Raw genomic sequence first — 11,824 nt, 5'->3', positions numbered from 1 at the left:
ACCGCGGCGTTCGGCGCGGGCACCTACGTGCTCGAAGAGCTCTTTTATTGCCCCGACCATGTGGTGCGCGAGCCGGCGATCGCGGGCGTGAATCCCGCACGCATCGTCGACGCCACGCGCAAGGCACGGCTTGCCGCGATCGTGCTCGAAGCCTTGCCCGCCGACGAGCCGCGCTTGCCCTGTGCCGCGAAGATCCACCACTTTCTCGCCGACGAGCTTTCGCTCACGCCCGATACGAGCGCGCTGGTCGGCGCGGCGGGCACGCTCGTCACGCGGCTCGCGGGCGGGCTCGCCACGTGGGCGCGACGCCTCGAATTCGAGCCGTTCCGGCTGCGCGTGATCGGCACGGCGGGTTCGGGCAAGACACAGCTGGCCGTGCAGGTCATGAAGGACGCGGTGGCGCGTGGCGCGCGCACGCTCTACGTGTGCTTCAACCGGCCGCTCGCCGATCACGTTTCGAAGCTCGCGCCGCCCGGGGTCAAGGTGGCGACCTGGCACCAGCTGTGCGACTGGATCGCACGCGACGGCGGCCACGTGCCCGATTTCGACGGCCCCGACGTGTTCGGCGATCTCGAGCGGCGCTTTGCGCAGACGCCCATTGACGAGCGCTGGCAGTTCGACGTGCTGATTGCCGACGAAGGGCAGGACTTCCAGCAGGCATGGGTCGGCGCCCTCGAGCGCCTGCTGCGGCCCGGCGCGGCGTGGTGGTGGCTCGAAGATCCGCTCCAGAACCTGTACCTGCGCGAGCCGGTCGCCTTGCCTGGCTGGACGGCGCTGCGCGAGAGCACGAACTATCGCAGCCCGCGCGATATCCTCGCCTTTTTACGCGACGTGGCCGGTCCCACCGTGCCCGCGATCGCGCAACTCGCGGCGGGCAGTCCGTTCGATGGTTCCGAGGTGACGGTGGCGAGCTGGGACGAGCGCCAGGCGGAAGCCGGCGGCGAGCCGGGTGTGGTTGCGGCCACCAAGCGCGCCATCACACAGGCGCTTTCGCTCGGCTTTCGCAAGCAGGACATCGTGGTGCTCTCGTATCGGGGCCGCGAGCATTCGCTCTTCACGCCGCTCGATCATCTCGGCCCGCACCGGCTGCGCAGCTTCACGGGGCAGTACGACTTGTTCGGCAACCCGCAATACCGCGAGGGCGACGTGTTGCTCGATTCGGTCTACCGGTTCAAGGGGCAGTCCGCGCCGTGCGTGATCCTGACCGAGGTCGACTTCGAGGCGTTCGACGAACGCGCCGCGCGCAAGCTTTTCGTCGGCGCAACGCGCGCGGCCATGAAGCTGATCGTGGTGGCCTCGCCGCGTGCTGCCAGGTTCATCGAGAGCCAGCGCAGCGGCGCGTAAGCGCCTCGGCCGCACGCGCTGCGCGCCGCGGTATGGTGCGATGCTGCCGTGCCGTGCCGTGCCGTGCCGTGCCGTGCCGTGCCGTGCCGTGCCGTTCGGCGCGGTTCGGGCGGCCGCTGTCAGCTCCAGGCGGAGGCGCCGATCAGCGTGCCCGTGCGCGCGTGGGCATTCCACCAGATCACGCGCAGCAGCGGCGCTTTCCGGGCGATGAAGATGGCCTGGACCGGGTCGCTCTCGATGAAATGCGTGATGCCGCAGCGAACGGCGGCCGCGGCCTTGTGCGCGGCCGCGCCCGCGGCCGAGTCGTCGTACTCGCCGGGTGCGCGCATGACGAGCTCCAGATGCCCGAAGCCATGGCGTTCGAGCCAGGCGAGCGTGCGCTCGCGGTCCATCTCCGGGCGCCCCGTGATGATTGCGCGTGCGCGCTTGAGGTCGACGCCCGGCAGGCGCTCGAAGGGCACCAGCGCGTCGCGTTCGGCGAGCGCCGCGACGAGATCTTCGTCGTAGCGCGCGAGCGGAATGTCGGGCAGCAGAATGCCGTCGAGGTCGATCGCGTAGACCGCGTACTCGTGGTCGCCGGCCATGCCCGTGCCTTCGCCTTTGCCGTCGCGGGCCCAGTCGGCGCGATAGCGGTCCGTGTAGGCCTGGCGTTCCCACGGAAAGAGCGTGAAATAGCCGCTCGCGTCGATCGAGTAATCGGGGCGCAAACGGCTCAGGTCATCGTAGGCGCCCGTGAGCGTGCGCACGACGAGACCGTGCTCGCGCAGGAAAGCAATGCAGTCGACGAGCGTACGGCCGCGCCCCGCAATGTCCTCGCACAGCAGCACTTTCGAGCCGGGCTCGGGCAGCGGCAGCGTCGAGTCCCAGCGCACTTCGCGCGTGTCGCGGTCGTAGCGCAGAAACGCGACGCCCGCGCCGGTTGCGTGCGAAACCATCAGCGCGAGCGGTGCGCCGCCGCGCAGAATGCCAACCACGATCGCGAAATCCTCCGCGATCAGCGCCGGTTGCAGCGACTCGACCCAATGATCGAGTTGTTCGTAGGTGAGCGGAACGACGGGTTTGTCCATGGGATGAAAAGAGTGACGCAGTGTCTCGCCGACGCATACGAAATACCGCGCGTGCTTGCGAGCAAGACGCCTGGTATCCGCGCAATATTTGACGATATTATGCCTATGCTCGCCGGCCCCTGCTGGCCGGACGGGTGGGTGAGGCAGCGTTGCGCCTCGGCACGACACACGAAAACGACGCGATGCATCGCGCGAAGGGGCTGCGGCAACATGCGGGATTTCATAGGATGGCCAGGCTGGCGGCGCTGCGCCGCCGTGCTGGGGTTCGCGCTGGCGGGCAACCTCGCGCCGCAGTTCGTTGCGCAGTTCGCTCAACTCGCGCAGGCCGCGCCGGTGAGTTCGCTCTCGCTCGACGTGGACGGCGAGGTGCACGTAACCAACAACGCGGCCCACACGGCCTATCACTTCAGCGAGGCGCAACTGCTGGCGCTGCCCGTGCATTCGCTCACGACATCCACCACCTGGACCCCGCGTTCGACCTTCACGGGCCCGCTGCTCTCCGACGTGCTCAAGGCCGTGGGCGCGTACGGCAGCGAAATCGAGATTCACACGATCGACGACTACACCTGCGTGGTGCCCGTCGCCGACGCCGACCACTACGGCGTCGTGGTCGCCTATGCGATGAACGGCCAGCGCCTGAAGGTGAGCAATTTCGGGCCCCTGTTCCTGATCTACCCGCGCGACCAGTATCCGATGGAGCTGGACGGCGCAGCGGGCGACGCCAAATTTGCGTGGCAGATCAAGTCGATGACGATCAAGCGGTGAGCGGTTGGCGATGCGACGTCCATTGAGACGCTTCGTGCAGGCGATGATCTGGGTAGCGGCGCTCGCGCCGCCCGTGGTGGCGGTCGGCTATCTGCTTTACGCGAATCTGCTCAATCCGCAGGTCATGCAACGCCTCACCGGCAATTACGACGGTCTCTACTGGGACGCCGCGCAGCTCCAGATCGCCTATGCGCGCTTCGAGAGTCAGCTGCTGATCTACGCTGACGGCATAGACCGCGATCTCGACAAGGTGCGGCTGCGCTACGAGCTGCTGCAGTCGAAGCTCAACGTGATGGAGGGCTCGACGCATTCGCTCGCGAACCAGCCCGGCCTCATGAAGCGCCAGGAGGCCGATCTGGCCATTCTGGATGCGGCGATCTCGCCGTTCGAGGCCGAAATCGCGGTGCTCGAGGAAGACCCCGCACGCGCGGTGCCGATGCTGATGGCGCTCGATTCCCACTGGACCCAGATCACCGATCTGGCGCTGAACCGGCGCTTCGCCGACGTCACCGAGCGCGAGGCGATGCGCCACGACTTCATTGCCAAGCGCCGCGAGCTGTTCGCGGCGGGGCTCGTGCTGCTCGTGCTTTCGGCGGCGGCGGCCGTGCTGCTCGTGATGAACGGCTACCGGCGCACGCGCCTGTTGCACCAGCAGCACGCGGCGCTCGAAGCCGAGCACCAGGCGAGCCGCGCCGCGCGCGAGGCGAGCATGGCGAAGGACGCCTTCCTCGGCATGATCAGCCACGAGCTGCGCACGCCGCTGCACGCGATCGTCTCTTCGATCGAGCTGCTCGGCTTCAACTCGCACTCGGAGGCCGACCGCAAGGTGATCCAGCGGCTCGAAACCGCCGCGCGCCAGCTCGAAGCGCAGATGAAGGACCTGACCGATTACGCGCGCCTTGGCGCGGGCAAGCTCGAACTTCGTCAGGAGGAATTCGAGCCGCGCGAGCTGCTGCAGTCGATTGTCGATCAGAACGAGCAGGCGGCGCGCGCGCGCGGGCTCGTCTTCGAGCATGCGTGGGTGGGACCGGAGTGGCCCGTTCTGGCCGACCCGCATCGTATCCGGCAGATCGCCAACAATCTGGTCACGAACGCGATTCGCTACACGGAGCGCGGCAAGGTGCGGATCGAGTTCGCGCTGGAGGCGCTCGCGCCTGCCGGGCGGCGGGTGGTCGATGCCAACGTGCCCGCTGCCGAGGCGGCCGGTGCCGACATGCTCGCCATCGTCGTGAGCGACACCGGGCCGGGCGTGGAGGCGGCGCAGATTCCGCTCATCTTCAAGGAGTTCACGCAGCTCGACACGTCGCGCTCGCGGCGCTACGAGGGCGCGGGGATGGGGCTCGCGATCGTGCGCGGCCTCGTCGAGCTGTTCGGCGGCACGATCGAAACGAAAAGCCGCGTGGGCGAAGGCACGACCTTCACGGTGCGCATTCCGGTCACGCCGGTCGAACCGCCGGCAGCCGCGGCCGAGGCCGCGGCCGAGGATGCGCAGCCCGCGCATGCGCCGCCGCGGGTGCTGGTGGTGGACGACAATCCGCTCGTGCGCGAGTCGCTGTGCGAGATGGCCGCGCACATGGGCTACAGCGCGCTCGCCTCCGGCGACACCGACAGCGCGCTCGCGCTGCTCGCTGCCGAGCCATGCGACGTCGTATTGCTCGATCTGCACATGCCGGGCCGTGATGGCTACGCGTTCATGGCGGGACTCGAAGCGAGCGGGGGCGCGCATGCCGGGCCCCGGGTGATCGCGGTAAGCGCGGACGTGGCGGGGCTCGCAACGCTCGCGAGCGAAACGCCGGGCGGCGAGGCCACGCCGTTCTTCGACCGGCTGACGAAGCCCGTGCATTACGAGGTGCTGCGCGCGGCGTTGCAGCGTGCGCTGACGGCGCCGCGCGAGGCGGCCTGAAGCGCCTGGTGCTTAGTGCCGGGTGCCTGGTGCCTGGTGACTGGTGACTGGTGCTTAGTGACTGGTGCTTAGTGACTGGTGCTTAGTGCCGGGTGCTTAGTGCCGGGTGCTTAGTGCCGGGTGCCTGGTGACTGGTGACTGGTGACTGGGCCGGCCTTAGCCGCGATTGAGCCGCTTCGACAGATCGGCGACGAGAATCGCCATGCGCGCCGGCTTTTCGTAGCACGCCACGTCGTAGTGGCGCACGACCTGGCTGATCTCGGATTCACTGGCCTTGCCGGTCAGGAGCTCGCCGGTGAGCACGAAAATGGGTGCATCGGGGTTCTCGGAGGCGCGCACGCGGCGGATGGCCTCGGCGGCGGTCTGGTTGCCGAACAGCCAGTCGATCACCACGCCGTCGAACACCTGGTTTTCGAGCGCTTCGTTGAACGCCGCGAGGCCGTAGAGCGAGAGCGCCGTGTAGCCGCTGTGCTCGAGGTAGTCGCGCAGGTTGTCGGCGGAGGACTGATCGTCGTCGACGACCGCGATGAGCGGCTTGTCGGACTCCGCCCGGCGCGGATAGATCTCGATCTTGTGGACTTCGCGCGCGTTCTGGTAGAGCGCGCCGTCCGGTCGCACGACGCGCCACTGTCCCTGCTTCTCATAGGCGACGAAGTCGGGGCGGCTGCCAGCCTCGACCGGCGCGCCGATCCAGGCGGTGCAGGGCAGCTCGGCCGCGCTCACGCACAGCATGGCTTCCTGCGCGTTCGCGCCGACCGTGCCCGGATCGAGCAATTGCGCGCCGAATAGCTGGGCCGCCGGTTCACCGAACGCTTCGGCCACTTTCTTGATCTGCGCGAGCGTCCACGGGCTGTTGCCGCGCAGCTTGCGGTGCCCTTGTGAAAAGCTCAGGTCAAGAATCCGGCACAGCTCGGTGGTTTGCTGACGTTTGCCGATGCCGTGACGGCTCATCAGCTCGCGTACGCGCTCCGCGACCGAGGCCGAGTCGGTTGTGTGTGCAACGTTCGACATACCGCTTCAGGGGGAAATCGTGGATTGAGTTTCAGATTCATCATGCCGTGGCGCCGTGAGTCCCGTGTGACGAGCCTCGCGCTGGCTGCGCACGGAAGCTCGATATTCTAAACGCATCATTTGCCAAATGAGGGTCGCCTTTCCAGGCTAAATGTAATTCTGCCCGCAATCGTGCGAAGCCCATCCGAAAGCCGGCGCGGATTTGGCACGGCTTGCCACGTTTTCGACAGTGTTGCGGGCGCGGCGCGCGCCTGCGATGATGCACGATTCTGTACGCCGGGCGCCCGCGCGCGGCGAAACAACCTTACTGTAACGAGGGATATCGCCTGAAAGCGCACGACAAGACATGGCGGCACACTGCAGTGCCGTACTACAGCCAGTGGGGAAGCGCGGAGTGGGTGGCGCCCATCGTCGAGCGCGGCGTGGACCCGTGCGAGGACCCGGGCTGGCGCGCGAGCGGCTTTGCGCAGCCCGACGATTATCGTTTCTGGGCGAAGCGCCTGTGCGGACTGACCTGCCTCGAATCGGCGCTGGACCATTGGGGCATCGGGCACGCGTCGCGCGCGGGGCTGCTCGAAGAGGCGCTGCGCCGCGGCGTGTACCGCGTGCGCGAGGACGGCGGCGTGGACGGCCTGATCTACCGGCCGTTCGCCGCGTGGGTGCAAGCCGCGTTCGGCATTCGTGTCGAGGTGATGACCGACGAGGGCATCGAGGCGAGCGCCGCGCGGCTCGATGCCGACACGCTCGCGATCGTTTCCGTGAGTCCCGAGATCCGTTATCCCGAGCGGGCCAACGCGCGTCAGGGCGGCCACCTGATCCTGCTGCACGGGCGCGGTGACGGCGGCGTGTGGTTCCACAATCCCTCGGGGATCGCGCCGTATCAGGCAGACGCCTGGCTGCCTTACGAAACCGTGGCGCGCTTTCACGCGCGCCGTGGCATGGCGCTTACACGCCCGCGCTGAAGGGCGGCCGTCCTCAGGCTGTCATCTTACAGGTCGCCAACTTCACGGCGCTGGCTTCAGCGTGTGGCTTTCAGGCCGCCACCTGCACGGCGCTGAGTTCAGGGCGTCGCTTTCAGGCCGGCACCCTCAAGCCGCCACCGTCAGGCGTGGGCGGGCTGCAAGCCGCCCAATAACTGCCGCACCCGCGAGAGATCGCGATTGATCGCGCCCGCGTCGTCGAACAGCTCAGCGAGCCAGTCGACGAACACGCGCACGCGCGGCGACACCTGGCGCGACTTCACGAACGCGACTGAGACCGGCGTCGGCAGCGGCTTCCATTGCGGCAGCACTTCGCGCAGCGCGCCGCTGTCGAGGTACGGCTGCGCCGCGAGCAGCGGCGGCTGGATCAGGCCGTAGCCCTGCAGGCCGCAGGTGAGGTAGGCGAACTCGTCGGACACATGCACGAAGCCGTCCACCTTCACCTTGGTCGGGCTGCCGTCCACTTCGAAGTCGAATTCGAACGGCCGCCCCGTGTGCGGCGAAAGGAAGTTGACGACCGGATGGCGCGCGAGATCGTCGAGCGTTTCGGGTGCGCCATGCCGCGCGAGGTAGGCGGGGCTCGCGCAGGTCACGTGTTCGAGCACACCCAGCCGCCGCGCCGCGAGCCCCGAGTCGGGCAGCTCGCCGAGCTGGATGCTGCAATCCACGCCCTCGCCGACGAGATCGACATTGCGCAGGCTCACGCCGATCACGAGGTCGATCTGCGGGTAGCGCGCGTGGAAGTCGTCGAGCGCGGGCAGCACGATCGCGTTGGCGATGAGGCCCGGCATCTCCACGCGCAGCCGCCCGCCGATCGCGCCGGGCGACTGGCGCACGCTCGCCTCGGCATCGTCGATGTCGGCGAGGATCTGCGCGGCGCGCTCGTAGTACGCGGCGCCTTCGGGCGTGAGCGAAAGACGCCGCGTCGTGCGCACGAGCAATTGCGTGCCGAGCAGCGATTCGAGGTTTTGCATCAGCGTCGTTGCGCTGGCGCGCGGCATATCCAGCGACTGCGCGGCTTTGGTGAAGCTGTTGGTATCGACGATGCGAACGAACGTGCGCATCGCCTGGATGCGGTCGATCACGGGCGAGCTCCTTCTTTATTGGGCTTGAACGAAATCCGCGCAGTCATGCAAAGGGGTGAGCCGCGTAGCCGGGCAAGCGCTTCGCGGTGCCGGCGTCTCGCGGAAAGCGACGCGCGGCGGTCAACGAACAATGAAACGATGACGGTTATGTGGCGGCGCACGGGGGCGCCGGCTCGACTACGGGAGGCCGGCTTCGCGCTTTGGCATGCGCGCGGCCTCGATGAGGAAGGGCTGGCGGGCCATCCGGAACGGACGGCCCGGCGGGGCAGGGTGTGACGTCTGAAGGTGCTGCGGCGCGACTTACTTGCGCAGCGAATCGATGTCGATCACGAAGCGGTACTTCACATCGCTCTTGAGCATGCGCTCGTAGGCGTTGTTGATGTCCTGCATCTCGATCATTTCGATATCGGACGTAATGCCATGCTTGCCGCAGAAGTCCAGCATTTCCTGGGTTTCTGCAATGCCGCCGATCAGTGAGCCCGCGAGACGGCGGCGCTTCATGATCAGGTTGAACACTTGCGGCGACGGGTGATCGTGCTCGGGCGCGCCCACGAGTGTCATCGTGCCGTCACGGCGTAGCAGCTCGATGAACGGGTTGAGGTCGTGCTGCGCGGCCACGGTGTTCACGATCAGATCGAAGCTGTTGGCGTGCTTCGCCATTTGCTCCGGGTCCTTCGAGATCACGACTTCGTCGGCGCCGAGGCGCTTGCCGTCCGCGATCTTCGAGGGCGACGTGGTGAACAGCACCACGTGCGCGCCCATGGCGTGCGCGATCTTCACGCCCATGTGCCCAAGGCCGCCGAGGCCCACGATGCCAACCTTCTTGCCGGGGCCCGCGCCCCATGTGCGCAGCGGCGAATACGTGGTGATGCCCGCGCACAGCAGCGGTGCGGCGCCGGCAGGATCGAGGTTCGCGGGCACGCTCAGCACGAAGGCTTCGTCCACCACGAGCTGGGTCGAGTAGCCGCCGTAAGTGACTTCGCCGCTCACGCGGTCGTTGCCGTTATAGGTGCCGACGAAGCCGTTTTCGCAATACTGCTCGAGACCTTCGGCGCAGCTCGGGCAGGTGCGGCACGAATCGACGAGACAACCCACGCCGACGAGTTCGCCCACCTTGTACTTCGTGACGCCCTTGCCGACCTCGGCCACGCGGCCGACGATCTCGTGGCCCGGCACCACCGGGTACATCGTGTTGCGCCACTCGTTGCGCGCCTGGTGCAGGTCGGAATGGCACACGCCGCAGAACAGCACGTCGATGCGGACGTCGAGCTCGCGCAGGTCGCGGCGCTGGAATTCGAACGGGGCGAGCGGCGCGGCGGCGTCGCGCGCGGCATATCCGTAAGTCGGGTACATGGTCACTCCTCTTCAGTTGCTTGGGGTGGTTCGGCAGGGTTCCCATCGTAGGCATCGGCGCCCACCCAGGGAATACCTGAATCTATCGAAGACTTGCCTGATTCTCCTGGGGCGAAGCACAAGCGCCGGTTCGATGATAGATTGGCAAGCCTGTTTCTCTGCCCGACCGATTCTTTTGGGGTACAACCGCAATGGTCTACGTCAAAACTCTTGCGGCGCCGGCCATTGCACCGGCGGCCGCCACGCAGGCGCGCACCGTCGAACTGCTCATGCAGCTCACGCAGCGCGATGGCGTGCACGCCACGCCGATCGAAGGCGTGCGGCTTTTTCGCGGCAGCGAGAGCCATCCGCGCCGGCCGGTCATGTACGAGCCGAGCATCTTTATCGTTTGCCAGGGCCGCAAGCGCGGCTTTCTCGGCGACCAGGTCTTCGTCTACGACGCGCAGCAATATCTGGTCCTCTCGGTGCCGATGCCGTTCGAGTGCGAGACCGAGGCGAGCCCCGAGGAGCCGATCCTCGCGATCTCGATCCGCGTGGATCTCACGACCGTCGCGGAGCTCTTGATGGCGCTCGACGACAAGCGAGGCCCGGTTGCCGAACCCTCGGGCATCTACGCCACGCCGCTCGATGCGACGCTTTCGAACGCGCTGGTGCGGCTGCTCGAAGCGCTCGCGCAACCGGACGAGGCGCGCATACTCGGGCCTGCTATCGTGCGCGAGATCTGTTACCGCGTGCTCACGGGCGAGCAGGGCGACGCGATTCGCGCGGCGCTCACGCATCAGCATCAGTTCGGCCGCATTGCGAAGGCGCTGCGCCGCATTCACACCGACTACTGCGGCGACCTCGACGTCGAGACGCTCGCCTCCGAAGCAGGCATGAGCCTTGCCGTCTTTCACGCGCACTTCAAGGCCGTCACCTCGACTTCGCCCATGCAGTACGTGAAGACCACGCGGCTGCATCACGCGCGCCTTCTTATCACGCACGACGGCCTGAACGTGAGCGCCGCGGCCACGCGCGTGGGCTATGAAAGCGCCTCGCAGTTCAGCCGCGAGTTCAAGCGCCTGTTCGGCATGAGCCCCGCCGACGAGATGCGCCGCACGCGCAGCGCCGCCGCGGCGGTCGCGCCGCGTGTGGAAGTCGTCGTGCCGCGTTATGTGACCGCTGTGTGAGCCCCACGGCGGCATTTGATTCGTACATCGAATCAATGAACAAAGGATGACAACACGATGAAGCCGCGCCTGCTGGTTCTGATTCCGCTCACCGATGGCGACCGCGCCGAGCTCGGCGAGCCGTTCGACCTGATTTACGCACCCGATGCGGCTGCGCGCACACAGGCCGTGGCCGAGCACGGCAAGGACGTGCGCGTGGTGCTGACGAACGGCACCACGGGCCTTACCGCCGACGAGATCGACCGCATGCCCGCGCTCGAACTCGCGGGCGCGCTTGGCGCGGGCTATGAAAATCTCGCGCTCGATCATGCGCGCGAGCGCGGCATCGCGCTATGCAACGGCGCGGGCGTCAATGCCGACTGCGTGGCCGATCACGCGCTCGCGCTGCTACTTGCCGCCGTGCGCGCGGTGCCGCAGTTCGACGCTGCGTGCCGTGCGGGCGTTTGGCGCGACGCGCTGCCGATGCGGCCCACGGTGTCGGGGCGCCGGCTCGGTATCGTGGGCTACGGCCATATCGGCGAGAAGGTCGCGCGGCGCGCGGCGGGCTTCGGCATGGAACTCGGCTATCACAACCGCAAGCCGCGTGAGGGCGCGCTGGCGCGCTACTTCGAAACCTTGATGGCGCTTGCGCAATGGAGCGACTTTCTCGTCATCGCGACGCCGGGCGGCCCGCAGACGAAGCATCTGATCGATCGCACAGTGCTCGACGCGCTCGGGCCGCAGGGGTTTCTCGTCAACGTGTCGCGCGGCAGCGTGGTCGACACGGCCGCGCTCGCTGCGGCGCTCGAGGCCGGCACGCTGGGCGGCGCAGGACTGGACGTGTACGAAGGCGAGCCGCAGCCACCGGCCGCGCTCATCGGCCTCGAGAACGTCGTGCTCACGCCCCACGTGGCCGGCACGTCGCCCGACGTGCGCGCGGCCACGGTGCGCCATTTCGCCGAAAATGCGGCGCGCCATTTCGCGGGCGAGGCGCTGCTCACGCCGCTTTGAAGGCGCGCGCATTCGCGCGCTGCTGCCCCACACCACACTTGTGGCCCGTTCGCTGCCGGTTTGTGTCTGCAACCGCGCGAGGATGGCAGGGAGCATGACGTATCTTCCGTTCGTGCGAGCCGGAATCGCTGTTCGAGCGGCGCGCCCCGATTCTGCA

Annotated in this window: 10 protein-coding genes; 6 read left to right on the top strand and 4 right to left on the bottom strand. The window is 67.5% G+C overall.

Annotation, left to right across the window (positions count from 1 at the left end):
- The coding region (locus tag VMJ11_RS26165; RefSeq protein ID WP_325623192.1) for an ATP-dependent helicase at positions 1-1,344 on the top strand (1,344 nt) is incomplete at its 5' end.
- Between the two features lie 119 nt (positions 1,345-1,463).
- Here VMJ11_RS26165 and VMJ11_RS26160 read toward each other — a convergent pair.
- Positions 1,464-2,411 carry a phosphoribosyltransferase family protein gene (locus VMJ11_RS26160; protein WP_325623190.1) on the bottom strand — a complete coding sequence of 316 codons (948 nt, stop codon included), beginning with the start codon at positions 2,409-2,411 and terminating at the stop codon, positions 1,464-1,466.
- 210 nt (positions 2,412-2,621) lie between these two features.
- Here VMJ11_RS26160 and VMJ11_RS26155 point away from each other — a divergent pair, with 210 nt between their 5' ends.
- Positions 2,622-3,176, top strand: a complete 555-nt coding sequence (locus tag VMJ11_RS26155; RefSeq protein ID WP_325623188.1) for a molybdopterin-dependent oxidoreductase — start codon at positions 2,622-2,624, stop codon at positions 3,174-3,176.
- Between the two features lie 10 nt (positions 3,177-3,186).
- On the top strand, positions 3,187-5,079 hold the full coding sequence (locus VMJ11_RS26150) for an ATP-binding response regulator (protein WP_325623186.1): 1,893 nt from the start codon (positions 3,187-3,189) through the stop codon (positions 5,077-5,079).
- 156 nt (positions 5,080-5,235) lie between these two features.
- Here VMJ11_RS26150 and VMJ11_RS26145 read toward each other — a convergent pair whose 3' ends face one another.
- Positions 5,236-6,090 carry a helix-turn-helix domain-containing protein gene (locus tag VMJ11_RS26145; RefSeq protein ID WP_325623184.1) on the bottom strand — a complete coding sequence of 285 codons (855 nt, stop codon included), beginning with the start codon at positions 6,088-6,090 and terminating at the stop codon, positions 5,236-5,238.
- Between the two features lie 362 nt (positions 6,091-6,452).
- Between VMJ11_RS26145 and VMJ11_RS26140 the strand changes: the two genes are divergently transcribed.
- On the top strand, positions 6,453-7,052 hold the full coding sequence (locus VMJ11_RS26140; protein ID WP_325623182.1) for a C39 family peptidase: 600 nt from the start codon (positions 6,453-6,455) through the stop codon (positions 7,050-7,052).
- 140 nt (positions 7,053-7,192) lie between these two features.
- Here VMJ11_RS26140 and VMJ11_RS26135 read toward each other — a convergent pair whose 3' ends face one another.
- Positions 7,193-8,155, bottom strand: a complete 963-nt coding sequence (locus VMJ11_RS26135; RefSeq protein ID WP_325623180.1) for a LysR family transcriptional regulator — start codon at positions 8,153-8,155, stop codon at positions 7,193-7,195.
- A gap of 300 nt (positions 8,156-8,455) precedes the next feature.
- Complete coding sequence (locus VMJ11_RS26130) at positions 8,456-9,508, bottom strand: NAD(P)-dependent alcohol dehydrogenase (protein ID WP_325623178.1); 1,053 nt, start codon at positions 9,506-9,508, stop codon at positions 8,456-8,458.
- Between the two features lie 191 nt (positions 9,509-9,699).
- On the opposite strand from VMJ11_RS26130, the gene VMJ11_RS26125 reads away from it, so the two are divergent.
- Complete coding sequence (locus VMJ11_RS26125) at positions 9,700-10,677, top strand: AraC family transcriptional regulator (protein WP_414694473.1); 978 nt, start codon at positions 9,700-9,702, stop codon at positions 10,675-10,677.
- 57 nt (positions 10,678-10,734) lie between these two features.
- Positions 10,735-11,667 (top strand): 2-hydroxyacid dehydrogenase, encoded by a 933-nt coding sequence (locus VMJ11_RS26120; protein ID WP_325623176.1) that lies wholly within the window; start codon positions 10,735-10,737, stop codon positions 11,665-11,667.
- The last annotated feature ends 157 nt before the right edge of the window (positions 11,668-11,824 follow it).

Source organism: Paraburkholderia sp. (genome assembly GCF_035501035.1).
Classification (GTDB): domain Bacteria; phylum Pseudomonadota; class Gammaproteobacteria; order Burkholderiales; family Burkholderiaceae; genus Paraburkholderia.
The sequence above is the reverse complement of the archived record's forward strand: the minus strand, read 5'-3'. Positions and strand labels throughout refer to the sequence as shown.